This is a genomic window from Paenibacillus sp. FSL F4-0097 (genome assembly GCF_038593125.1).
Classification (GTDB): Bacteria; Bacillota; Bacilli; order Paenibacillales; family Paenibacillaceae; genus Paenibacillus_AQ; species Paenibacillus_AQ odorifer.
This window is the reverse complement of record NZ_CP151965.1, coordinates 3,530,542-3,554,844: the sequence shown is the minus strand read 5'-3', so window position 1 is coordinate 3,554,844 and position 24,303 is coordinate 3,530,542. Positions and strand designations below refer to the sequence as shown.

The following is a 24,303-nucleotide window of genomic DNA, read 5'->3' as shown; positions in this document are numbered from 1 at the left end:
TGTATCACGTCATGCCTTTGGAAGCATCGATTCAATTGGAGGGAAATTTATAGCGTTGAACATATAAATTCTTATATTTATAGAAAAACAGCCCCCAAGGGGCTGTCTTTCTAAAGTATAAAGTCTTTGCCAATATAGCCTTTATCAACCCTTGAGATGAATAGTCAAGATGCTTGTTTGTTTGGCCGTAGCTGGTCCGGTCTTCTCCTCGATCTTCTCGACCATCTCCTGACCTGCAGGAATGATGATTGGAGTAATCACCGGGTAACCTGCTGCGCGGATAGCTTCCATATCAAATTCTAGTAGAAGCTCTCCTGCTTGCACCTTATCACCAATATTCTTCAGGCTGGTAAAACCGCTACCTTTAAGCGCCACCGTGTTAATTCCAACGTGGATTAATACCTGAACACCGCTGGCATGCTCCAGTATAAGCGCATGTTTGCTCTTAATCACATGGGCTACTGTAGCATCAAAGGGAGCATATACTTTCCCCTCAGAAGGTTCGATTGCAATTCCCTCACCCATTTGCTTTTCAGCAAAGGCAGGATCGGGCACCTGTTCCAGCGATACAGCAGTTCCACTAAGTGGTGAGACAAGCTCTAGAATATTAACTGATTCCTGTGACCCTTGAACTGAATGACGGCCGCTCAATTCCTCTGGTTCGCTCGTAGTACTAGAAGCCTCTGTAGCTGTGTTCTTTTCGGAACGACCCACTACAGAACGTCCGTACAATACTGTGGCGGCAAATGGCACAACGAGAACAATAACCATGCCAATAAAGAAAACGCCCCACTGATTCGGGAAAATCGAAAGGAAACCGGGAATTCCCCCTACGCCAATGGATGAAGCTCGAACCTGGTTAACGGTAAGGAGCATACCGGCAATTGCTGAGCCGATCATCCCGAAGATGAAAGGATAGCGATAGCGGATATTCACCCCAAAGATTGCCGGTTCAGTCACGCCGAGGAATGCAGAGACGGAAGATGTAGCCGCCAACCCTTTTGCCTTTTGTTCTCTAACAACGAACATCATCGCCAGTGCCGCAGCGCCTTGCGCAATATTGGAGAGCGCCAGCATCGGCCAGAGGAAGGTGCCTCCCTCACTGCCGATGAGCTGAACATCGACTGCCAAGAAAGTATGATGCATCCCAGTGATGACCAGAAGTGCATAGAATCCACCATAGATCAAACCACCAAGGAGCGCAAAATGATCAAATACATAGATCAAACCCGAGGTGATAGCATTGGCAATGGCGAACGTAACGGGTCCGATAATGGTGAAGGCCAGAAAACCTGTAACCAGCAGGGTCACTGGAGCAACGACCAGTAGTTTAATGGAATCAAGCACCCGGCGGTTGAGGAACTTCTCCAGTCTAGCCAGAATATAGGCCGAAACCAGTACAGGCAATACTTGCCCCTGATAACCGATCTTCTCCAAATGCCAGCCGAACAAATTCCAGGTCGGAACGGTTCCCTCAGTTGAAGCACTTGCATAACTGTAGGCACTTAATAGATCCGGATGTACGAGAATGAGACCCAGCACGATTCCGAGCAGAGGACTGCCCCCGAAACGTGTAACAGCTGCCCAACCGATAAGGGCTGGTAAAAAGGTGAAGGCTGTGCTGGCAATCGTGTTAATAATCGCAGCAATGTCTTTCCATGCAGGATAGACATCTACCAATGACTTACTATCAAAAAAGATACCAGGTCCGGACAAAATATTATTAATCCCAAGCAGCAAACCTGCGGTTACGATGGCCGGAAGAATCGGAATAAAAATATCAGCCAGTGTTTTGATCGCCCGCTGCAATGGATTCTGTTTCCGTGCTGCCGCTGATTTCACGTCATCCTTGGAAGAGCGGGCACCACCAGTGATTTGAATCATTTCATCGTATACTTTATCTACAGTTCCTGGTCCGATAACGATCTGGAACTGCCCTTGCGTAGAGAATTGTCCTTTTACGAGTTCGTTACGGTCCAGGGCTTCCGAATCCACCTTGCTCTCGTCATACAGCGAGAATCTCAGCCGGGTTACACAATGCGTCGCAACCTCAATATTCTCCTTGCCCCCAACCGCCCGTACAATATCTTCAACATTTTTGCGGTCTATAGCCATATCTTCACTCCTTACAAAATTGATGTGTGCTCCTTCTCAAGTACACCTCGTTAGCGGACTAACCACATGTAGGAAGCATAAGGACTAAGCTGAAGCTCTTGTGTTAATGATGGTGCATCTGCTGTATTCCCAATCAGAAGCTCGTCCTTACCACTTGGCGACAATTCAGTCCAGTGATTGTCTTTAAAGCGGAAAGAGATTTCTTTATTGCTGAAGTTCGAGACCACAACAAGTGTCTCTCCATCTCCTGTTCTGGCGTAAGCGAAGACTTCAGGATGACCTTCATCGAGTCTCTTGAAAATACCTTCTATGAATACTCCATACTCCTTGCGAAGTGCAATTAGTTTGCGGTAATGGTGGAAGATGGAATCAGGGTTTTCCAGTTCCTTCTGCACATTGATGTCTGGATACCGCTCATCTACCTTCAACCATGGAGTACCAGTGGTAAATCCGGCATTCCGGCTGTCATCCCACTGCATCGGCGTACGTGAATTGTCCCGCGAACGCTCCTGTAGAATGCTGAGGGCAACCTCCGGGCTTTTCCCCTGTTCACACAGAATGCGGTACATATTTAGTGACTCAATGTCGCGGAACTCATCGATGCTTTTCCATACCGGATTCGGCATACCGATTTCTTCCCCTTGATATACATAAGGTGTTCCCTGAAGGCCATGCAGAGTTGTCGCGAGCAGCTTGGCGCTTTCCACACGGTAGACCTTATCATCAGTGAATCTGGAAAGAGCACGCGGTTGATCATGATTGTTAAAAAATAGTGCGTTCCAGCCTCCGCCTTTCTGCATTCCGGTCTGCCATTGCGCGAACAACCGTTTCATTGCCTCGAAATCATAAGGCATCAGTTCCCACTTCTGTCCATTCGGATAGTCGACTTTTAAATGATGAAAATTGAAGGTCATGGAAAATTCCCGCTCTTCAGGACTTGAGTACCGGATACAATGCTCCAGTGTAGTTGAGGACATCTCTCCTACAGTCACCATCTCAAACGGACCAAACACCTCTTCATACATTACTTTGATGTATGCATGGACCTGTGGACCGTCAGTATAGAATTTACGTCCATCCCCCGGTGGAACACTCCCGTCATCGTTAGGGAAGCGCTGATCTTTGGAGATTAAATTAATTACATCCATGCGGAAGCCGTCGACACCCTTTTTAGCCCAGAATAACATCATATCATTCACTGCTCTACGTACCTTCTCATTCTCCCAGTTCAGATCCGCTTGGGTTTTATCGAAGAGAGTAAGATAATATTGTCCCGACGCTTCGTCGAACTGCCAGGCAGGCCCACCGAACTTCGACTGCCAGTTGTTGGGTAAGCCGCCGTCCGGAGCCGGGTCCTTCCAGATATAGTAATCACGGAAAGGGTTGTTCCTGCTTGAAATGGACTGTTTGAACCACTCATGTTCAGTCGAGGTATGGTTAACCACGATATCGATCATTAGCTTCATTTCGCGTCTATGCAGTTCCTGTATTAGCTCGTCAAAATCCTCCATCGTACCGAAATCCGGGTTGATATTTTCATAATCTGCTACATCGTAACCGTTATCATGTTGCGGCGAAACATAAACCGGCTGTAACCAAACAATATCGATTCCAAGCTTCTGCAAATAATCTAATTTCTCAATAAGTCCTTTAATATCTCCTGTTCCGTTGCCTGTAGTGTCCTTAAAGCTTTTCGGGTACACCTGATACACCGTGGAGCGGCGCCACCATTCCGAATACTGGGACTGACTCAAGTTGAACACCTCCAAAAAGAATTCCTTTATTTCAACCATTAAACCTGTATATACAAGTTCAAACACTTCACACAGTTTAAACCTGTATATACAGGTTGTCAATACTATTACTATCGAAGGAGTGGCATGAGTAGAAAATAGATTATTTATAACGTTGTATTAGAATGCGATTCATCGAAAAAAGGGTTAACGACAGGTGGCTCTAAAATTAACCCCTTTAATAATTGATTATTACCCTAGTATTTGATCCGTAATAACAAAAAAAGCCGCTTTCTCGGCAGCTTTTTAGATACAAAGATATGTAGATAAAAAAACAAACAGGATACCTTTTACTAATACAAGTTAGGTATCCTGTTTCTATTCAAAGTGTCTATTCAAATTATAGTTTATTTAAGCTCCTGTAGGAGGCTCTTACCAAATTGGGGCATGGTCACAACAAAGTTATCAGCAACTGTTGCTCCAATATCCGAAAAAGTCCTCGATATAGGCAGCTCCCCTTGTCGATTGAAACTCTTACTGTAGAGGAGTAAAGGAACATATTCACGGGTGTGATCCGTGCCCGCATGAATGGGATCATTCCCATGGTCTGCCGTAATTATAAGAAGATCATCTTCACATAGCTCCGCTAGAACTTCATGTAATCGATCATCAAATTCTTCTAGCGCTTTCCCATACCCGATCGGATCTCTACGATGGCCATAAAGTGCATCAAAATCGACAAGATTCAAGAAACTAAGTCCTGTAAAATCAGTATGAAGGGTCTCCATGAGTTTATCCATGCCATCCATGTTAGACACTGTTCTGAAAGACTTGGTGACACCTTCCCCATCGTATATATCTGAGATCTTGCCAATCGCTAGTACATCGAACCCGGCATCCTTGAGCTCATTCATCACGGTTCTTCCATACGGCTTCAAGGCATAATCATGACGGTTCGATGTTCTTTTGTAATTTCCGGGCTGCCCGAGGAATGGTCTAGCAATCACTCTTCCTAGCATGTACTCCTCACGTAAAGTAATCTCTCTGGCAATCTCACAGATTTGATACAGTTCTTCCAAAGGAATAACCTCTTCATGAGCCGCAATCTGAATCACGGAATCTGCAGAAGTATAGACAATGAGTGCACCTGTGTTCATATGCTCTTGTCCAAGCTCATCGAGAATAGCTGTACCACTAGCGGGTTTATTCCCAATCACCTTTCGTCCTGTTCTTTCTTCTAATTCATTAATTAATTCATAAGGAAACCCTTCAGGAAACACTTTGAAAGGAACATCAATTCGTAGGCCCATGATCTCCCAGTGACCTGTCATCGTATCCTTTCCATTAGAAGCTTCCTGCATTTTGGTCCAATAAGCTAAAGGGTGCTCTACGTTGGGAACTCCGGGTATTGGGTCAATATGACTTAACCCTAGCTTGGATAACGCAGGAACATGTAGCCCATTCATTTTTTCTGCAATATGCCGTAATGTATGTGATCCTGCATCCCCAAACTTGTCAGCATCTGGAGCTTCACCAATGCCTACAGAATCCATAACGATGACGAAAATCCGCTTAAACCGGGGTGTTTGTTTCATGTTAATACTCCTTGCATCAACTAGAATATGATACCGATAATCAAAGCTGATAAAACGCTTACAAGTGTGGCGCCAAATAACAGCTTTAATCCAAATCGTGCGACGATATTCCCTTGCTTTTCATTCAATCCCTTCACTGCACCCACAATGGTACCAATCGACCCAAAGTTAGCAAATGAGATTAGAAAAACGGAGACAATGGCTGTAGTACGGCCACTTAAACCTTCTTGAATCTTAACAAAGTCAAGCATAGCAACGAATTCATTCGCAACAAGCTTTGTCGCCATAATACTACCGGCCTCAACAGCTTCATGCCATGGCACACCGATAAGAAAGGCGATGGGTGCAAAGACGTAGCCTAACACTCCTTGGAACGAGATTCCGAATATGCCACTGAAGACTCCGTTAATTAAAGCAATGATTCCTACAAAACCAACTAACATTACCCCAACTACTATGGCTACTTTAAAGCCATCCATAATATATTCGCCCAGCATTTCAAAAAACGTTTGTTTTTCTTCTACCTGAACTTCAACAATATCTTCTTCAGGTGTAACTTCATACGGATTAATGATGGATGAAATGATAAATCCGCCAAATAGGTTTAATATCAATGCAGCTACTACATACCGAGGTTCTAGCATCGTCATATAGGAACCAACGATTGACATGGATACCGTAGACATTGCAGACGCACATAATGTATACAAGCGATGTTTTGGCAATAGTCCAAGCTGGTTTTTCACCGAAATAAATACTTCATTTTGTCCGACAATTGCGGCTGCAACTGCATTATAAGATTCCAATTTACCCATGCCATTTATTTTACTTAGCACCAAACCAATATACTTTATAATGAATGGCAGTATTTTGTAATGTTGCAAAATCCCTATCAATGCTGACATAAAAACAATGGGCATCAAAACATAAAGGAAAAATGTATGCGCCCCTTCATTTGCAATGCCGCCAAACACAAAGTCAGTACCTTCATTGGCGTATCCAAGTAATTTTGCAAAACTATCAGCAAACCCTTTAATCAAAAATTCTCCAATGCTCGTTTTTAGGATAATTAATCCCAAACCTATCTGAATAGCAATCATTACAATGATTGGACGATATTTAATCTTTTTCTTATTGTTACTTCCTAGCCATGCCAGTAATAGAACAATAACCAGACCAGCAATAGAAATTAGATAATGCATTTTTAGCCCTCCAAATTATCGGTTAATTTTCTTGGAATCCTCATATCGAAATGCATCTTTCCACATTAACCCTTGTTCCAAAATAATCGCTAACAGGCTCCCGCATATTAATCCATTATTTAAAATGGCTATCACGATCGGAGATAAATGGGCCGTAGCTGATGCAGGAATAAACATTAAACCTACACCCACTAAAAGGGAAAGCCCACTGACAATAAATGTTCGCTCTTCATGAATAACCTTTTTCAATTCCTTTAGCGCTAGTCCGACCATCTTCACAAAAATGACGAAGGTAACAGAATAGCCTATGGGAGCTGGAATCGCAGATATGAAATTCATCATAGGCGGAAACAAGGATATTGAGATCACTAAGCTGCAGCCTATTAAAAATGATCTGCGCTCCCTCATCCCTGTTTGCTCAACATATCCCGCCGCTCCCGAAATAGGGACTGAGCCGATCGCTCCTAAACCACCACTAATAAGATGCGTAATTCCAGAAGTAAACCCGGCGCGCAAATAACGACGATGATCCCCTTGCTTGGGTTTCATAACGGTCTCCATCAAACGGATGGATGCCACTGCATTGGTTATTAATAATAGGGTTAGTAAAAATGCAGTAGTAATTGTCCCGGCATCGAATCGGGGTTTTCCAAATGGGAATATTTCCGGCAGCTTAAATAGAGTATCCGCACGAGAAACCGCCGGCATACTACCGCAGATTATAAATAATAGGCAGCCTATCACTATACTGAAAATTATTGAAAACTGGCTGAGTAATACAAAGCGGCTGTTGCCTAACCAAAAGGTAATGCAGACCACAATCACACTAAGGATGAACACTTTAACATCTAACATGGTGTGGGATATGGTAATCCCCATCATCCCTTTCATAAAAGATCCGCTTAATTGAAAGATCAATAAAAGTAAATAAATAAAGGTGATGGTTGGAGTAAATAGACGAGCGATTTTATCCATTAGCTTAAATGCTGAAATTAGGATAAACAACACTCCGCTAATGATCATCGCTCCACTTAAAGCCTGTAAAGCGCCGTTGTTAGAGGAATAAAGTCCCCCCACTAAACTCGCGTAAATGGTAAAAATGCTCCACCATAACCCTGCCGGACCTTCATGAATAGGGAATTTATGACCCATCAGGCCTTGTAAAAATCCAGCTATTGCTAAAGTAATCATGGTGCTCTGAATGAGTCCGGAAGTCTCTATGGGTGTTAAGTTATATAAATCTGCGATAGCAATGGGTGCAGCAATTGCACCAGCGATCATAAAAATCATCCACTGCAATCCTGACAGTATTACCTTCATTTCTTTCTCACTCTCTTTTCTAACAACACTACACTCTTATCAATAAATCAGCCTTCAATGACTGTGTTAAGAGCTACTTCGACCATTTCATAAAAGGATTGTTCACTTTCTTTATGAGTTAGGTGTTCCTGTCTTAACAATTGACTGCCGACGGTCAAAATCGATAAAGCTTTTACACCATATTTAGCGGCTAAAGTGTATAGGGCGGTACTTTCCATTTCTACAGCTAATACACCGAAATCCATAAACTTGTGAAGCCGATCTAAATTTTCACGATAAAATTCATCAGAATTATAGATGTTACCAACAAACACATTGGCATTTTTAGCTTGTGCTTGTTGATATGCTTTCATTAGCAATGAGAAATCTGCCGTTGGTGCAAAATTACAGCCATGAAAGATCTTTTCCGTCATATTACTGTCTGAAGATACTGCTTGGGCTAATATAATATCGCGGATATTGATTTCTTCCTGCATCGCGCCACATGTACCAATGCGAATCAATTTCTTAACTTCATAATCGACGATCAATTCTGTCGCGTAGATACTCATCGATGGATTTCCCATCCCTGTCCCCTGAACCGACACAGGCACACCCTTGTATAATCCAGTGTATCCATACATCCCTCTTACTTCGTTATAACAATAAGCCTCCTCTAAAAAGTGTTCTGCCACAAACTTTGCACGCAAGGGATCTCCTGGGAGCAAAACGAGCTCTGCTATTTCTCCCTTATTTGCACCTAAATGCCTACTCATAGTTCTTCCTCCAACTTTTAATAGTAAACTGAGGTTTACCGAAATCGCTTTCCACTTGCCTTCAAGTAAAATCAGTTTCGAAACTAGATTGAGCATAAGGTTTTTTAACATTACAAACTAGACCAAAAACTTACGGAGCTTACGGAAAATAATTGGTCAAATTATAAAAGCAGTTCTTTACGAATGTTGTCTAAGTCTCTTTTAGAGGGGATCGTAGAAATAATAACAACAGGCACTGTCTTTAATGCAACCGGGATATTACTAATGACAAGATCGATATTATTTTGCTGCATGATCTCGTCGGTCAGGCCTTTCATTATGGAAGTATTAAGGATCAACTGATCCCCAATTTCTTTTTTTATCAAATCTGCTATGTAATGACGAATTGAAAATTCTTCCCCGATCACTAAAAAAGCCCTCTTACTTTTGTAACGTAAACTCGAGCGGACAATTAAGGTTAGCTTTGTTAAATGAAAGTGATTAAACAAAACAGAAGGGTAAGTTTTATTCCACGTTTGCATACAGGTTTGCAATTCTTGATAAATCTGCTGGCACTCCTTTTGAACATATGTTGTTAAATGACTTGTTGAAATCATCATCCATTCAGGAATGGCATTTTCGATTAATAGCTTGTCAAAGAACCCGTAAATCTCCAAAATAAACCGTTCTTGCATATGCAAGTTCGGGTATACCTTTGCTAATAACATTAGAAGCAGATTCCCCATTTGATATTCTTCTTTATCCTTATGTAATTCTACTTCTTTCATCGGAGTGATCTCTGACCCTTCATAATAATGATATTGGCTGAGACTAACCATGGATTGCATAAAGAATATTTCACTGTTTGGAAATTTAAGGGACAGCTTGTCCTCAAGACGTTTTGCAATAGTTTTCACTGGAAAATAAAACATCCCCTTTTCCCAAGGGTAAGCATTTTCGTCGATTTTCACACATTTTCCTTTAGCCACTCTTTCTATAACAATGGCCAACAAAAACGATAATCTCCTTTTGGAATTGATAAAATATACAATGTTATTCTCATTTTCTATATTTGTGATTAACTGATTAATATAAGCAAAATCAACATTCGCAAAGGGCCAGCCTGTAAACTCATACGCATCACAATATAACTTCCAATAAAAATATCGAATATTCATTTCATTCCCTTTGATCATGGGGGTAGAAAAACTAATGCGTAGCTTATAAGCTTTTAGATCATCATTATTTAATTGCACAATCAATTTCTTCAAAGACGAGGTACTCATAAACATGGCTTCGGAGAGCTCCTCCACAGACAGTCGCCCTACATTCGTAAACAAAAAATCCATCAGCCGATAAAAGATGGTTTGTCTGAACATAGAAGAAATCACTTCACTAATCGTACTTCGCCCATCACGTTGAAGAACTATTCCCTTTCCTCTAGAAACCTCAATGGTTACAGTAGATGGTAATTGCTTGCTGATTTCCTCCACCATCTTCCGGATGGTCTTATCAGAGATCCCTAAACTTTTTTCAATTTCCGCTAAGGTAAACCATCTATGTTCCGTATCAAGCAGCGTTAATAGTTGACTAGCTAAATTAAATCCCTTATCCATTTTTCTACACCCACTTCAATTTCGTTTTAATTTTTATAGTATAAACAAATTCGCAACCATAACCCTATTATTTTTCAATAAAAAAACCCGGGTTTTATTTACCCGAGTTTCACATCACATTATATTTGTGTTTTTTCTTCAATAGGGCTAATTGCTTTCAGCTGCATCGTTATGACGGCTGCAATAACGGCTTTGATGATGTCTCCCGGAAGAAAGGCCAACGCTCCGACAAGACCAGCCCAGATCGAAGTATTGGTTATCAATGCCATGACAGGGGCACCAATCAGACTCACTAGTAATACACCGAAGATTATGTTGATAGCTACCAGCTTCCAAGTTCGAACCTTCGGCCAGATTTTTTCGGAATACCAGCCAATAAGGCCGGCCGCAATTGGAAAGCTAAATATGTATCCTGCAGAAGGTCCAACTAGCACCGAGATTCCGCCGCGACCGCCGGTCAGTACAGGCAGCCCAATGGCTACTAGTATGATGAAAATAATTAGACTGAGAGCGCCCATCCGTTTCCCCAGAAAACATCCAGCCAACATGACGCCAAGTGTCTGGGCAGTGATCGGAACGGGGATGAAGCCGAGTGGGATGGGCGGTATCATCCCCAACACCGCGATAAGTGCTGCGAATAATGCAGCATAAATAAGTTCTTTTGTCTTCAAAAAAATGACCTCCATTGGATATCAATGATTGTATTCTGGTTAGTAAATACGTCCAGTAAGCTGAATTATAATGGAGATATTCTTTATTGTAAACCATAAAATATTATATGGTTTACAATAGAATAAAATACCATGCTTGAGTTTTTCCTATTGTTATATAGAATTAGAGTATTCAGTCGCAATCGTTGGATGTTAATCTATTCAATGGGTTTTGGTCGGAGAGTTATACTTTTGGAGGTTTAAGTTCATGACAGTAAAAGAACATATTCTTGCCTTACTCGACAGTAATAAGGGTGAATATTTTTCCGGCGAGGAAATAGCCGTTCAGTTATCCGTGACGCGCAGCGCGGTCTGGAAAGCCATAAAATCTTTACAGACAGACGGTTATTCCATACAAGCTGTAACCAATAAAGGATATTCCATGTCACCACAAACGGATATCTTATCAGCCAGTGCAATTTCAAAGTACCTGGATACTCGGGGGCAAAAGTTACGAGTTGAAGTCTTTAAGACCATATCTTCCACGAATGAAGCCGTAAAAAACCTTGCCTCAAATGGAGAAGCTGAAGGTAAGGTGATTCTTTCGGAAGAACAAACAGCTGGTCGCGGGCGAATGGGCCGGAAGTTCTTTTCTCCACCTGGAACGGGTATCTATATGAGCATCCTGCTGCGTCCCAAGCTGTCCGCAACAGACTCAGCTTTATTGACCACTTGCGCCGCAGTAGCTGTAGCCCTTTCTATCGAGAGCGTATCCAGTAAAGAAACGCAGATTAAATGGGTAAATGACGTTTTCATGGAAGGGAAAAAAGTGTGCGGGATTCTTACCGAAGCATCCGTGTCACTGGAAAACGGCTGGCTTGATTATGCTGTTCTCGGCATCGGTATCAATGTAGTCCTCCCTTCCGAAGGCTTTCCCACTGATCTTACCGAGATTGCAACAACTGTAATTTCCGAAAACAATCCTTATGGTGATCTCCGCAACCGTCTCGTTGCAGAAGTACTAAACAATTTCATGAGATATTATGAGCATTTAACGGACAGATTGTTTCTTTCCGAATACAAAAAAAGGTTAATTTCACTTGGAGAACCTGTGACCGTGATAAAGGATAATGAACAACGTAAAGCAACAGCCATTGATATCGATGACGATTGCCATCTGAAAGTCAGATATGAGAATGGTGACGAGGAGTATCTTTCAAGTGGAGAAGTCAGCATTAAAATTTAACTGGAGCTTCGCCTCCAAAGCAGCTATGTGCTGCCTCATGGCAGGCTGCGTCATCATACGAGCCAAAAAAACCTTGCTGATCCAAGGTTTTTTTAGATGAACTTAAAGTATCAACTTAAAGCTTAGGATTTTACTGTACTAAAGTATCTAAATCAGGCTGCAATTTGTTCCGCAGAACATACAGCATGATGGCCCCCACAAGGAACGCAACAGCATCCGAAATGACGAGCGACCAGACTACTCCGTGGAAACCGTTCATTCGATTAGCGATATACAATACTGGAATCAGAGTAATACCTTGAATAATTGACATAATAAAGGCGGCGGTTCCTTGTGCTGTCGCTTGGAAGATCCCTGTAAACAAAGCGGTCGTTCCTGAAATGAACAGGGATAAGAACGTTACATGAAGAATGTAGCTGCCCAGTTCAATTAATTGAGGGTCATTCGTAAATAAACCGATTAAGTGGTCTGAAATCAGATATACAATAATGCCGAACACGGCTGCTAATGCCACAGTCACTTTGATTGTAAAAGTAATGGTGTGCTTCATGCGTAATTTGTTAGCTGTAAAAGAGAAGGCAATCAGCGGCACGACTCCCTCACATAAGCCCATCAGGATAACCTCTGGAAATTGTAATAAACGTGATGAAATCCCGAAGGCCGCAATGGCCTGCTCCCCATATTCGACCAGAAAACGGTTAAAGATGAGTGACATTGCACCCATGAAGAGACTCATAACAAAGACTGGAACTCCAATTTTAAATACATTGCTGAGAATGTCTTTGGAAGCTTTGAACCATTTTACGGAGATGGTTAAGAATTGGCTCTTATATCCCATGTGGAAGGCGTAGAATGCACTTGCAACCAAGTTAGAAATGACTGTAGCAGATGCAACCCCGATCACGTCCCAATGGAAGACGAAAATGACTAGCGCATCGAGAATAATATTCACAACAACACTGAGAAGCATGCCGATCATCGAAGTGATCGCTGCCCCCTCCGAGCGCACGATATTCTCCAGCGTGAAGAATAGAACGACGAAAGGTGAACCAATAAGCATAATCGTGACATAGTCCTTCGTGAACCCGAAGGAGTCAGGCGTCGCTCCCAAGCCATGAACGATAGAATCGATCAACGGGATGCCGGCAGCCATCAAAATAAGACCGAGAGCTAAACTGCTGTAAAAGGCGAATGAAGACACATGCTTTACATCATCATATTTTTTCTCTCCCAGCAAACGGGAGATGAATGCACTGCTACCGATACCAATCAAGTTACCTAGCGCCATAATGGCGGCGAATAACGGTAAAGTTAGTGCGAGTGCGGTTAACATCGCAGTATTGCCCAGTGTACCAAGGAAATAGGCATTCAAAATGGAGTATATGACACTCATCGACATGCCTAGCATCATCGGTACTGCGAAGTGAGCTACGGCTTTTGCGACAGGTGCTTTTTCAAAGTAATGGAGGTTTTCTGCATCCATAAGGTTCACCACTATCTTTCTTTATTTTGTTTTTTGAAATTACTTAGAATTCTAACTATCGGTCCAATATGATCCGTGACGCAGCAACAAGCAAACCTGTACCCTAACGACGAGTTTTCAGATTTGGCGTACGAAATTTGACTATTCTTCAGTTTCACATTACGCTGCCTTTGCCGTTCATCTTTCTCTGGTGGAAAGGCAGCGCCTCAGCTACTGTTTGCTAAAAGACTTTAATTACTTATCGTCTGGGCCATGTGACTTGTCAGGTGACGAATTACTGTCATCGCTGGAAGGCCAGCCGAATCCGCGCATGTCACCACGCCCTTCTCCGCCAAATCCAGGGAACCTTCCGCTAAAGCGTTCGTCCCTAGAATTTCCCCACATTCTGTGCATTTGTCCGCGCATAGCCATCATTTTTTCAAATTCCTCTGTTCCCATACGCGCCTTGGCAGCTTCCATCCACATAGCCATCAAATCACGTTCTCCGTCCGATCCAAGTTCTTCCTCCAAAGCTGTAATGACGCGAGTTAGGTAATCCCCGAAAGCTATCTGCTCTTCTGGCGATAAGCGAGAAAATATGTTGCCGCTGTCTATCTCTTGTTTCTCTTCCTCTTGTCCTTTTTGCGTTAGGTAAATCAACATGATACGTTTGTCTGTTTCTGAGGGTTTACGGGTGATGTATTCTGCTTTCTCCAGTTTACCAAGCAATTCATTGAGGGATGATACACGGATGTCCAACATATAGGATAAGTCTTTGGTGCTGATACCGTCTTTCATCCGAAGAAACGCTAATATCCTCCCTTGCCCACGTGATGCGTCGGCCATAGGACCAACCGCGGCATGAGACTTCAAGTGTTGCCTTTGCAACAGCCATTGCAGTTTCGCGAGTTTTTCGTACAATTCAGTATTCATGTCCATAATGAATCCTCCATTAAGTTTTTACGGTACCTGTTTAACTTTATAACGGTACCTGTTGATTTGTATTATAACGGTACCTGTTAGATATGTCAAAATGTTTTTTTACAGGTACCGTTAATATGTTGTTTGACTGTTTATGGACGTGGCTTATAAGCTTGCAAACAAATACAAAACCCGCGCATTGCGCGGGTTATTTTAAAATTATATTGTGATCAGTTTTCATTTTATATATCTGCAAGCAATCCTTCAAACCACTTCAGAGCGGTTTGCTCGCCTATTCGATGTGCCTTGATATTCTACTTATCACCGGCAAGTGTAAGCCACTTGCGGTTATGATGTTCCTGTACTTCAACGGGGGTATCGAAGAAATCACTCAAAACATCTGACTGCAAGCAGTTTACTGTCTCGTCACCTTTGTAGATTTCACCGTTCTTTACCAGCAGCGTGTGCGTGAAGCATGGTGTTATCTCCTCGATATGATGGGTTACATACAGCAAGGTTGGTCCACCAGGTTGCTTTGTTATCTTCTCGATCATCTGCAGCAGCTGTTCACGTGCAAAAATATCTAGTCCCGTGCACGGCTCATCAAGGATTAGTAGATCTGGATTGGCCATTAGTGCGCGTGCAATGAGGACTTTCTGACGCTGTCCTTGCGACAAGGTATCATATGTACGACCAGCCAAAGAAGAGCAGTCTAGAAACTCCATTAACTCCTCGGCTTGCTTTTGATCCTCTTCATTCGTCTTATCATACAGACCAATCGTCGCGAATATTCCGCTTAGGACGATGTTCAGGGCAGTCTGATGGCCGTACAGCTTCTGCTGCAAGGAGGTGCTTACCCAACCGATTCGTTTGCGTAGCTCTCTCAAATCCACATCGCCAAAGCGATGGTCCAGCACTTCGACTTGTCCTGTTGTCGGCCAGATATAGCCGTTCACGACGTTTAGCATCGTCGTTTTTCCTGATCCATTCAGACCGACGATACACCAGTGTTGTCCCTGCTTCACTTCCCAATTCATATCGCGTAAGATCATTGTCGTATCACGTTGCCATGATACATTTTTGAGTGATATAATCATGCCCAATTTTCCCTCCTTAAACATGCTTCAATGAGTTCAATATTATCATGGTAAAGTCCTTCCCGTAAAAAAACATAAACGCAAGATTTTCTCGCCAGCGGTTCTACGGACAATTAATCTTTGATTCTCTGTTTGTTTCGGTATACTGTCGGAGGGATCCCGTTAAGCTGTTTAAAAATCTTACTGAAATGATATTCTTCGTAGTACCCGCATAATTTGGCGATTTCCTTAACTGGATAATCGGTAAAAACCAGATAACGACAAGCTTGCTGGTTCTGTAAGTGCATATGGTATTCCTTTGGCCCCATCCCCGTAAATTTCAGGAACATCTTCCGCAAGTAAGATGGCGAAATGCCGTATTTCTCCGCCAATTTCTCAATCCGGTGATGATCCTTATAGTCGTTCTCGAGAGTTTTCTTGATCTGTTCGAAGGCGGCGAAAGCTCCAGACTCCATCAGATTCCAGTCCGGTTGTACGGTCTGGTGCAGCATATGCAGTAGGATCTGCATTTTAGCCCGGGATACAGCTATGCCATCGGTTAGTCCGGGCAGCCAGTCCTGGTGAATCCCCCAGACCAGCTGGCTAATTTCCTCAGCTTGCTGTTGGTTATATTGGCTTAAGAAGGGAAGTCTCAGTTTTACGATTGGCTTGACTTCCTTCCATACCGCATCATAACCAAGCTCTGCACAATCGAAGAGCAACATCGTTATGCGAAGTGGAGCATCCATCTGCGAGCACATGGACAGTTTAAGGCCTGGTTTTAAATAGATTAGCATTCCAGCCTCTACTTTGTGCTCAACATTGGTCAGGAAAACCCCTTTACCTTCATGAATCCAGTACAAGCTGTGCACATTTACCATGTTACGGATGTCCTCCCAGCCGGGATAAGTAGCTTTGTCGAGTACAAAATGGATATGCACTGTGAGGTCATTCAGCTTGTAATCATTTTCTTCCAATTAATAATCCCCTCCTGCTGCTAAAAGAGCGATTTAAACAAGACGGTAACGTTTTTTTCTATTCAATGCTTAAACTCCAAATGTTACTATCCATATTATCAAGATGTCTGAAATTCACAATACATTACAGGAAATAAAGGAGGAACACACTTGTTAAGGACTTTTAGCGAGTATCAAATTCGGAGAACTGCGCTGTTGGATGGGCCTTGGGATTTCATGAAGGATCCGTTAAATACGGGTGTTCAAGAAAAATGGTTTGAGCGATTTCCACATTCTTGGCAGTCTCTTTATGTGCCCTCGTGCTGGAATAATGAACTGGGAATGTACGATTATGAAGGTGTCGGTTGGTATCGTAAAAAAATACAGACTGTGAATTCGCAGCATGTCAGACTCATCTTTCATGCCGTGCTGGGCCACGCCGACGTCTATTTGGACGGGCAGCACCTTGGGTATCACTATGGAGGATTTACACCTTTTGAATTTATTGTTCCTTCCTTAGGGGCAGGAGAACATGAGATTATCGTCCGGACGGACAGCACCTTGGACCGACTTACGATTCCTACGGAGCAGGTGGATTGGTTTCATTATGGGGGAATCATACGGTCGGTGGAGCTGCAATATTTGCCTGATATTTACATCGAACAGCTGAAGATTGATTATGCACTGCATGGATCAGATGCAGATGTTACTGTTCAGGTGCAGCTCCATTCCTTCCATAAGGAGCAGCATACTACCAAGATCACATTCTCCGAAAGCGGACATGAATTGCACTCGGAAGAAGTACAGATTGAGACTGGCCAGACCCTCAGTCATACGTTCAAGTTGCTTATGCCTGAAGTACGTTTGTGGAACGTAGGTCTTCCAGAACTGTATACCTTTCAACTGCGGACAGAGGAAGACGACAAGATTGAACGGATCGGTTTTCGCTATATTGAAACAAAGGATCATCGGATTCTAATTAACGGTTCACCCGTTTATCTTAAGGGTGTGAATAGACATGAAGAGCATCCTGAGTGGGGTTTCGCCTTCCCTCCGAAGCTGATGCACAAGGAGCTCAGTATCATTTTGGAGTTAGGTTGCAATTCCGTCCGGGGTTCTCATTATCCCCAAAGCCCATATTGGCTTGATCTACTCGATGAGCAAGGGATTGTATACTGGAGCGAAATTCCGATATGGGGAGCCTTTCTGCCGAACGAAACAGTAAGTGAGACGCTCTTCCAGGAGCGTGCACTGACTATGATTGAAGAAATGATCAGCTTGCATATGCATCACCCTAGTGTGATCTTTTGGTCCGTTCATAATGAGATTGATACCCGGACGCAAGAAGCATATGCTTTCACACAAGCTCTAGTCGGATTGGTGAAGAAACTCGACAGTACTAGGCTTGTCACCTACGCTACGATGCATCCACTCGAAGATATTCTACTTCCTTTATTCGATGTTATCGGTATTAATAAATATTTTGGTTGGTACGAAGGCGATACAGCCAGCTTTAAAGACATGCTGGAACAGTTCCATGTGCGTGCGGAGCAGATGGGAGCCGGTGACAAGGTAGTGCTCATGACCGAATTCGGTGGTGCTGGACTATTTGGGGATGTGGGCTGGGAGCAGAGATTGTTCAGCGAGGATTATCAGGCAGATATTGTAACTGAAGCACTGGCGATCTTCAAAAATGATTCGAAAATTGGCGGGACTTACATCTGGCAGTTTGCAGACATCCGCGGCGATCTGAAGAGCAGCAGCAAGAACTTTCGCGACCGTGCCCGCGGCTTCAACAACAAGGGTCTGGTTAATGAATACCGCAAACCTAAACAATCCTTCCGTGAAGTGCGCCGTATCTATCAATCTTGGACAGATTAATATCCACATTGACTAAGAAGCCCATCGTCAACATGGGTTTTTTTAGTGTCTGCATTCTTAGTTCCTTACAGCTGGTGTCGGACGCGATATTTATATAGTTAAGCTGGGCGTATTAAGTCGGTTCTATTCTTCGCGTACTCGGGTAGCAGTAAGTTGATTGTCTATTTTCGGCATTCGATACAAGTGCTTGTCCTCTTACACTGCAGATAGATAAAGGAGTTTTAATCTAGAGTGATCAGTATGGTATGAATAATACTTGTTAATTTCCCATGATCCGTTGCCGTTTTTACCATTGTACGTAGTCCTAACCAGGCATTCATTAAATAATGGGAAATAGCCTCGGGCTCCAGTGAAATTCTAAGTTCACCTCTTTGCTGGCCAGTCTGAACGAGGTCATATAACAACTTCTCCGTTTTTGAATAGCTATTCTCAACAAAGGATGCAACCTCCGGATCCAGTACTCCCAACTCCACACCCGAATTAACTATGAAACATCCTTGAGGTTCTCCTTCGCTCCTCATCGAAGATTCTAGAAATTGTCGAATGATCTCCTTTACGGGTTCTTGTTTCTCAACCAAGAATCTCATTTTTTTGTTTTGAGTAGATTCGTACCGTTGGAGTGCCGTCAAATATAAGGCGTGCTTATCACCAAATGTATCATAGATACTTCTTCTGTGAATTCCCATACAGTCTACCAAATCTTGCATTGAAGTTTTCTCGTAACCTTGCATCCAAAATAGTTGTATCGCTTTATCTAGTACTTCATTAATTTCAAATTCTTTGCTTCTTGCCATTGTAATCACCTCAAGCAATCATTATACATTTAAGTAAACGATCCGCAAACTAATATATAAAACGTAAATAAAATCAAGCAAGATGCTTGATTTTATTCATAACATGATAACTTAACTGATGCTTACCGAAGAATTCTTACTTTGTCTGCTTATAAACAATCCAGAGTCCAATCTTTTTCCAGCGTTTGCAAAAAAGTTGTACCCCACGTTTAAGAATATGGAAGCCAGTTCTTTTTGCTCCAGTTTCTTCAACGATCGTTTTAGTGACTAATATCTAATTCGATTTAAAACTCAGATATAATTGGATAGATTTGATCTCTCAGATTGAAGTCATAGTTCTGGTCAACAATTCCTATCATATCATTGCTATCATAAAGCTCTACCATGAAACTCGCCATTTGTTTGGCAGTGTGGTATTTAGGCATGTTTGCTTTGTAATCAAATTCTTCAGCATCTATAGATTTCTTCACAAATTCCGTTTCAGTTATTGCTGGTGCTAAAACCTTTGCTTTTAATTTCGCGCCTTTAAGCTCTAGTTCCTTTGCAAGCCCTTCGGTGAAGGCACTAACATAATATTTAGATGCAGAATAAGCAACGCTCCCAACAGCAATGGCATATCCGAGTGCGGATGATACGTTAATTAACTGAGTTCCTTCTACATCAGCATAATCTCGCACAAATAGTGTAGAAAGGATCGTCAAGGATTCGATGTTAACACGTAACATAATTTCAACTTTATCTAAATTCTGTTCTACCACAAAAGAAGCTTCACCAAGTCCTGCATTATTAATCCAGGTTTCTATTTGGTATTCCTTCAAAGTGTTATACAGTGTGTAAGCCTGCTCTGTAATAGACAGATCATTTGAAATAATAATAACATTTACATTAGGATCAATATTCTGAATTGTTGATTTAAGTTCTTCTAATTTATCTAATCTTCTAGCTACCAAAATTAAATTTTTACCGCGTGCAGCAAACGCTAATGCTGTTTCATACCCAATTCCTGAGCTTGCTCCTGTAATCACTGTATATTTCATATTATTCTCTCCCTTTTAAGTTTTTTGATCATTTAACAACATTTCAATAGAGTTTTGTTCACGATTAGACTTGTATCTCATTCATCCCTCCCTTAATAAATTTCTTCAAAATATTCAAGAATGATCATTCTAGTTAAGGCGAAAAACTACACTATTAACTCTAATTTGCATCAGTATATCAATTCTAGAATGATCAGTAAAGAATTTTTTGACAACAATTGAGGCCCCTCCTTAAAATCTGATCATAACTTTCCCTTTAGGATGACCTTCAGCAACAAAATTCAGTGCTTCGTTAATATCTTCTATATGGAATTCTGTAGGGTCCACTGCTGGTACAATTCCATTATCTTCAATAATCTTCGTAATTTTCTTTAATTGTTCGCCATCACTGCGAACAAAAATGAAATGATATTGAATCTTCTTTTTCTTCGCTTTATGATCATACTTAGCCCCGGCGATGGTGAAGAGCTTTTGTTTCCAGCCAGAGAAGCCCAGATCTTCTGCAAAACGTTTGTTAGGACCAGTCCGCAGAGAAAGAAGGCGGCCTCCTGCTTTAATAATTGAAAGCTCATGATCAAATTCGCTGGGTCCCAAGGTATCCATCACATAATCTACATCACTAAGCTGTTCCCAATAGTTCGTAGTCGTATAATCAATATATTGGTCTGCACCAGCGGCCATTGTCCGTTCACGTGCTTCTGGATTTCCACTGATGATGACCTTGAGCCCCATGCTTTTGGCGATAGGAATGGCCATTTGGCCAAACGAACCAGACCCTCCAGGGATAAACACGCTTTCGCCAGCTTTAGCATTTAATTCTTCATTTAATCCTTGATAGGCTGTCAATCCTGTTAATGGCGCAGCTGCACCAGTCACAAAATTCAGATTGGCGGGTAAGTACCCGATGGCATCTGCATTAATTGCCGCGTATTCCGCAAAGGCACCGATTTTTTGTAGTGGCAGACGTGAATAAATTGCATCGCCAACTTTGAAACCTTGCACCTTCTTACCCACTTTTTCAATAACACCCGTCAGCTCGTTACCAAGTACTAATGGGAATTCATAATCCTGAATCAGCTTTACACTTCCGGTACCAATGAGCAATTCTAAATGATTAACTGCTGCTGCTTTCACCTGGACCAAGACTTCGTTATCACTTATTTCTGGGATTGGAATATCGTTCACTTTTACTATGAACTTTTTTGAATATTTGGTGATCTGTGCTGCTTTCATAATTAATGACCTCCTATGCATTGAAAAAGTAACATTTATTTGTTTTTGTAACTTGTGCAATAAGCATAAAACTATAAGTTACAAATGTCAACAATTGTTACTGGATATTTTATATGTTAAAATACTCGCAAGTGTATAAACGATAAAAAGGAATTTATTGAAGAAAGAAGGGTTGGCAGTACGGTGGCTAAAATCACTCAAGAGCTTGTTATTGAAACAGCTGAGGCATTAATTAAACGCACGGAAAAATCCGAAGTGACACTCTCACAAATTGCGGATGAATTAAGTATCACCCATGCAGCGCTCTATAAGCACTTTAAAAATAAGCAAGAGCTCTGGGCAGCCGTATCTAAGAGCTGGTTCAACCGGATGATTTCAGAACAAATTAAATTAGATATGACTAATTTAACTAAACCGCAAGAATTGCTTCACGATTGGCTATGGGCATTTGTTAACGCAAAAAAACGCGCTTATAACGAGAATCCCAAGATGTTTGCCTTGAATACTCAATACGTGGATAGCAATCCACTGGTATTACGCAATGTTCTCTGGGATTCCTACCAAATCATTGACGGCCTCATGGACTATCACGATCCCCACTTGGAACGGGCTGAGGCGATTCTCTCTGCGTTTGCAGTATTTAGCCTCCCATCCTTCAAAGAATCCTGGAATTTACCTGACTACCAAGACAGGTTTGAACGCATCTGGAGTTTAATTAATAAGGGTCTTTGAATTCAAATCCCTTAGTTTTAAAAAAATTATTCTTCAATCATAAACATGGTCCAGAAGCTTCTGTCTTCTGAAGTACTGTAGTTGTTCTCCCACTTTTGTCCGGTTCCGCCAATTTTCGTAAACTCGGAGTAAAATTATCATTGCGAAGTCCTGCTTCGGTGGAATACGCGGAACTCCTCACTGAGCATGCCAACATGTGCGGGTTACGGACGACTCTGGAACCTGTGGCTGGTGAATGGCAAATTCAAGTGCGATTATCTTTAAATCTCTCCTAAAAATGGTTTGCTAAAAAAATGTAAAGCCGGTTATTCAGGATCATCCTGAAACCGGCTTTTTATTTAGAACAAATTAAAGGTATAAATTCTTTGCCGAGTCTGTTAATGCAGTCCTCAGTTCTAAGTTCTAATCATAAAAATGGCCCCTATAGTTCCCTTTAACTCTAAAAAGTTTAGCTTTTTTCTCGGCTTCTATTCCGCAAGCCTGTAAGTCCAAGCAACCCTAAGAGACCCAACCAGCTCCAATTAGTGCCTCGATTCTCATCCCCGACTGCCTGTGCTCGGTAATTTCCATTCTCGACCGCTGTTGAATTATGATTACCCGTTGCATTAACATTCCTTGCATTCAGGTTATCATTTGTTTGATTAGCCGAGTAATGTGTTTGTATCCCTAGGTTTGCTTCATCTTGGTTCGCAAATGCTGGAATACTTAAAAGTAAACTAAGACATGCAACTGATGCAAAAGTAGCAATCTTCTTCATTTTTTTCCCTCCAGAACAATATTGGGCAGGCAGCACCCATTGCTATTTTCCCCTATTTAATCCTTCCTATCCGAGAATTTTGAGGAATAGCTTTGCTTCTGATTGTTCTTCCCTCCTGTCTTTCCCTCGCTTGGAGTAACAGCGAATAAGGATAGCAGTCACGTTCCGCCCCTACGGCTGCTATATAAAGAAGTGATCGTGCCTCGATTTCTTTTTCAATTCTTTCAAGGGTGCAAACCATAACAATGTACCTAAATAAGCGCCGAGGACAGGGCTTAACATTTTACCAAAGGTGTTGGAAGCAATGACTCCCATTCCATCCCTGCCTCGATGGAGATACACTCGACTCTCTCCAGTGATAACCAACTTCATTGAATGCAAAGGCAATTATACTTGCAAGCGGTCCGTTAGAACGATTACTGATAAGTCCTCTCTAAAATAGTATCTGCCATCGTCCATGGAAGTATCTATCCAATCATCACGATGAAAAACATTTGATTCCTCCACAACTCGTGTTCAATTTTATCGTTCCTTATTTTCACATTTATCCTATTATGAGAAAATTAGTGCTATTTATTCTTAAACTTGCACGGATGCCGAAGCCTCAAATTGACATACCTATTTTATGTGAAAAGCTGCAATTTTCTTGTTGTTGTGGGCATGCTAATGTTTGTTCAAATCCAACAATAAAGGAGACTATTTATGACAGGGATTCTAGGCGGTAACCCCAAAGAAGAACCGATGCATTATGGAGAGATTTTTACGGTTTGGCAAGCCTCAATGGTCGCAAAGGGAGCCCTCTCTTGTTACAGAGCTTATATGTACCACGCGGGCGACAATGACCTGAAAAAAATATTAGGAGCTTTAATTGATCAAGCGGAGCTTGAAATCAGTGAGTGTGATACACTGCTCTCAGAGCAAGGTATTGCATCTGCACCAGTAATGCCAAATCGGCCCGATGCTAAACTTGAAGATATTCCTGTAGGGGCACGTTTCACAGATCCTGAAATTGCAGCCAAACTTGCAGCTGATAATGCTGTTGGACTTGTGGCATGTAGTCAGGCAATGGGACAATCGATCAGAGAAGATATAGGGGCTTTGTTTGCTAAATATCACCTTACCAAAGCAGCAATCGGCCTTAAAATTCTACATTTGACTAAGAAAAAGGGCTGGTTGATTCCTCCACCTCTTCTTGTTAAAAGACCTGAATCCGTGAAGGCGTAATTCTACTCACTCTTTAGTT

The 24,303-nt window shown here is 42.0% G+C and carries 20 protein-coding genes; 4 read left to right on the top strand and 16 right to left on the bottom strand.

Annotated elements, in window-relative coordinates; translation table 11 throughout:
• Positions 1–144 precede the first annotated feature (144 nt).
• The 8 genes from treP to MHH86_RS15890 form a co-directional block, all read right to left on the bottom strand.
• A complete protein-coding gene (treP, locus tag MHH86_RS15925; protein ID WP_342479350.1) occupies positions 145–2,115 on the bottom strand; it encodes a PTS system trehalose-specific EIIBC component in 1,971 nt (656 codons plus the stop codon).
• Between the two features lie 50 nt (positions 2,116–2,165).
• Positions 2,166–3,908: an alpha,alpha-phosphotrehalase gene (treC, locus tag MHH86_RS15920; protein WP_076302138.1), complete on the bottom strand. Its 1,743-nt coding sequence runs from the start codon at positions 3,906–3,908 to the stop codon at positions 2,166–2,168.
• A 347-nt stretch (positions 3,909–4,255) separates the two neighbouring features.
• The gene (deoB, locus tag MHH86_RS15915) at positions 4,256–5,443 is read right to left on the bottom strand and encodes a phosphopentomutase (RefSeq protein WP_076190302.1); all 1,188 of its coding nucleotides are present in this window, start codon (positions 5,441–5,443) and stop codon (positions 4,256–4,258) included.
• Between the two features lie 20 nt (positions 5,444–5,463).
• The gene (locus tag MHH86_RS15910; RefSeq protein WP_036677141.1) at positions 5,464–6,645 is read right to left on the bottom strand and encodes a NupC/NupG family nucleoside CNT transporter; all 1,182 of its coding nucleotides are present in this window, start codon (positions 6,643–6,645) and stop codon (positions 5,464–5,466) included.
• A gap of 15 nt (positions 6,646–6,660) precedes the next feature.
• Positions 6,661–7,965, bottom strand: a complete 1,305-nt coding sequence (locus MHH86_RS15905) for a purine/pyrimidine permease (RefSeq protein ID WP_076213759.1) — start codon at positions 7,963–7,965, stop codon at positions 6,661–6,663.
• A gap of 47 nt (positions 7,966–8,012) precedes the next feature.
• Positions 8,013–8,720 (bottom strand): purine-nucleoside phosphorylase, encoded by a 708-nt coding sequence (gene deoD, locus MHH86_RS15900; protein WP_036677145.1) that lies wholly within the window; start codon positions 8,718–8,720, stop codon positions 8,013–8,015.
• Positions 8,721–8,881: 161 nt separating this feature from the next.
• On the bottom strand, positions 8,882–10,315 hold the full coding sequence (locus tag MHH86_RS15895) for a helix-turn-helix domain-containing protein (protein ID WP_036677148.1): 1,434 nt from the start codon (positions 10,313–10,315) through the stop codon (positions 8,882–8,884).
• A 119-nt stretch (positions 10,316–10,434) separates the two neighbouring features.
• Positions 10,435–10,986 carry a biotin transporter BioY gene (locus MHH86_RS15890; protein ID WP_036677150.1) on the bottom strand — a complete coding sequence of 184 codons (552 nt, stop codon included), beginning with the start codon at positions 10,984–10,986 and terminating at the stop codon, positions 10,435–10,437.
• A 247-nt stretch (positions 10,987–11,233) separates the two neighbouring features.
• On the opposite strand from MHH86_RS15890, the gene MHH86_RS15885 reads away from it, so the two are divergent.
• Entirely contained in the window at positions 11,234–12,211 is a 978-nt protein-coding gene (locus tag MHH86_RS15885) for a biotin--[acetyl-CoA-carboxylase] ligase (protein WP_038571255.1), read from the top strand.
• Positions 12,212–12,341: 130 nt separating this feature from the next.
• Here the strand turns inward: MHH86_RS15885 and MHH86_RS15880 are convergent, their stop codons facing one another.
• From MHH86_RS15880 to MHH86_RS15865, 4 genes are all read right to left on the bottom strand, one after another.
• Positions 12,342–13,694 carry an MATE family efflux transporter gene (locus MHH86_RS15880; protein ID WP_076201276.1) on the bottom strand — a complete coding sequence of 451 codons (1,353 nt, stop codon included), beginning with the start codon at positions 13,692–13,694 and terminating at the stop codon, positions 12,342–12,344.
• Between the two features lie 234 nt (positions 13,695–13,928).
• Positions 13,929–14,612, bottom strand: a complete 684-nt coding sequence (locus MHH86_RS15875; protein ID WP_076130492.1) for a MarR family transcriptional regulator — start codon at positions 14,610–14,612, stop codon at positions 13,929–13,931.
• A gap of 296 nt (positions 14,613–14,908) precedes the next feature.
• Complete coding sequence (locus MHH86_RS15870) at positions 14,909–15,691, bottom strand: ABC transporter ATP-binding protein (RefSeq protein WP_076303700.1); 783 nt, start codon at positions 15,689–15,691, stop codon at positions 14,909–14,911.
• 113 nt (positions 15,692–15,804) lie between these two features.
• Positions 15,805–16,647 (bottom strand): AraC family transcriptional regulator, encoded by an 843-nt coding sequence (locus MHH86_RS15865; protein ID WP_076316430.1) that lies wholly within the window; start codon positions 16,645–16,647, stop codon positions 15,805–15,807.
• Positions 16,648–16,797: 150 nt separating this feature from the next.
• On the opposite strand from MHH86_RS15865, the gene MHH86_RS15860 reads away from it, so the two are divergent.
• Positions 16,798–18,507, top strand: coding sequence for a glycoside hydrolase family 2 TIM barrel-domain containing protein (locus tag MHH86_RS15860; protein ID WP_076316429.1), 1,710 nt, complete (start codon positions 16,798–16,800; stop codon positions 18,505–18,507).
• Between the two features lie 221 nt (positions 18,508–18,728).
• On the opposite strand, the gene MHH86_RS15855 is transcribed toward MHH86_RS15860, so the two are convergent.
• The 3 genes from MHH86_RS15855 to MHH86_RS15845 form a co-directional block, all read right to left on the bottom strand.
• The gene (locus MHH86_RS15855) at positions 18,729–19,301 is read right to left on the bottom strand and encodes a TetR/AcrR family transcriptional regulator (RefSeq protein WP_076184953.1); all 573 of its coding nucleotides are present in this window, start codon (positions 19,299–19,301) and stop codon (positions 18,729–18,731) included.
• Positions 19,302–19,585: 284 nt separating this feature from the next.
• Positions 19,586–20,338: an SDR family NAD(P)-dependent oxidoreductase gene (locus MHH86_RS15850; RefSeq protein WP_076316428.1), complete on the bottom strand. Its 753-nt coding sequence runs from the start codon at positions 20,336–20,338 to the stop codon at positions 19,586–19,588.
• A 231-nt stretch (positions 20,339–20,569) separates the two neighbouring features.
• Entirely contained in the window at positions 20,570–21,571 is a 1,002-nt protein-coding gene (locus MHH86_RS15845) for an NADP-dependent oxidoreductase (RefSeq protein ID WP_342479349.1), read from the bottom strand.
• A gap of 183 nt (positions 21,572–21,754) precedes the next feature.
• Between MHH86_RS15845 and MHH86_RS15840 the strand changes: the two genes are divergently transcribed.
• Positions 21,755–22,303: a TetR/AcrR family transcriptional regulator gene (locus MHH86_RS15840; protein ID WP_076316426.1), complete on the top strand. Its 549-nt coding sequence runs from the start codon at positions 21,755–21,757 to the stop codon at positions 22,301–22,303.
• A gap of 448 nt (positions 22,304–22,751) precedes the next feature.
• On the opposite strand, the gene MHH86_RS15835 is transcribed toward MHH86_RS15840, so the two are convergent.
• The gene (locus MHH86_RS15835; protein ID WP_038571232.1) at positions 22,752–23,060 is read right to left on the bottom strand and encodes a WGxxGxxG family protein; all 309 of its coding nucleotides are present in this window, start codon (positions 23,058–23,060) and stop codon (positions 22,752–22,754) included.
• Positions 23,061–23,762: 702 nt separating this feature from the next.
• Between MHH86_RS15835 and MHH86_RS15830 the strand changes: the two genes are divergently transcribed.
• The gene (locus MHH86_RS15830; protein WP_036677170.1) at positions 23,763–24,284 is read left to right on the top strand and encodes a DUF3231 family protein; all 522 of its coding nucleotides are present in this window, start codon (positions 23,763–23,765) and stop codon (positions 24,282–24,284) included.
• Positions 24,285–24,303 lie beyond the last annotated feature (19 nt).

What these genes read in the sequence shown, in the direction of transcription:
- MHH86_RS15905 (WP_076213759.1), bottom strand. Translation starts at nt 7,965, where the DNA reads ATGAAGGTAATACTGTCAGGATTGCAGTGGATGATTTTTATGATCGCT.
- MHH86_RS15885 (WP_038571255.1), top strand. Translation starts at nt 11,234, where the DNA reads ATGACAGTAAAAGAACATATTCTTGCCTTACTCGACAGTAATAAGGGT.
- MHH86_RS15845 (WP_342479349.1), bottom strand. Translation starts at nt 21,571, where the DNA reads ATGAAAGCAGCACAGATCACCAAATATTCAAAAAAGTTCATAGTAAAA.
- MHH86_RS15870 (WP_076303700.1), bottom strand. Translation starts at nt 15,691, where the DNA reads ATGATTATATCACTCAAAAATGTATCATGGCAACGTGATACGACAATG.
- MHH86_RS15830 (WP_036677170.1), top strand. Translation starts at nt 23,763, where the DNA reads ATGACAGGGATTCTAGGCGGTAACCCCAAAGAAGAACCGATGCATTAT.
- deoD (WP_036677145.1), bottom strand. Translation starts at nt 8,720, where the DNA reads ATGAGTAGGCATTTAGGTGCAAATAAGGGAGAAATAGCAGAGCTCGTT.
- treP (WP_342479350.1), bottom strand. Translation starts at nt 2,115, where the DNA reads ATGGCTATAGACCGCAAAAATGTTGAAGATATTGTACGGGCGGTTGGG.
- MHH86_RS15910 (WP_036677141.1), bottom strand. Translation starts at nt 6,645, where the DNA reads ATGCATTATCTAATTTCTATTGCTGGTCTGGTTATTGTTCTATTACTG.
- MHH86_RS15880 (WP_076201276.1), bottom strand. Translation starts at nt 13,694, where the DNA reads ATGGATGCAGAAAACCTCCATTACTTTGAAAAAGCACCTGTCGCAAAA.
- MHH86_RS15855 (WP_076184953.1), bottom strand. Translation starts at nt 19,301, where the DNA reads ATGGCAAGAAGCAAAGAATTTGAAATTAATGAAGTACTAGATAAAGCG.
- treC (WP_076302138.1), bottom strand. Translation starts at nt 3,908, where the DNA reads ATGGTTGAAATAAAGGAATTCTTTTTGGAGGTGTTCAACTTGAGTCAG.
- MHH86_RS15895 (WP_036677148.1), bottom strand. Translation starts at nt 10,315, where the DNA reads ATGGATAAGGGATTTAATTTAGCTAGTCAACTATTAACGCTGCTTGAT.
- deoB (WP_076190302.1), bottom strand. Translation starts at nt 5,443, where the DNA reads ATGAAACAAACACCCCGGTTTAAGCGGATTTTCGTCATCGTTATGGAT.
- MHH86_RS15835 (WP_038571232.1), bottom strand. Translation starts at nt 23,060, where the DNA reads ATGAAGAAGATTGCTACTTTTGCATCAGTTGCATGTCTTAGTTTACTT.
- MHH86_RS15875 (WP_076130492.1), bottom strand. Translation starts at nt 14,612, where the DNA reads ATGGACATGAATACTGAATTGTACGAAAAACTCGCGAAACTGCAATGG.
- MHH86_RS15850 (WP_076316428.1), bottom strand. Translation starts at nt 20,338, where the DNA reads ATGAAATATACAGTGATTACAGGAGCAAGCTCAGGAATTGGGTATGAA.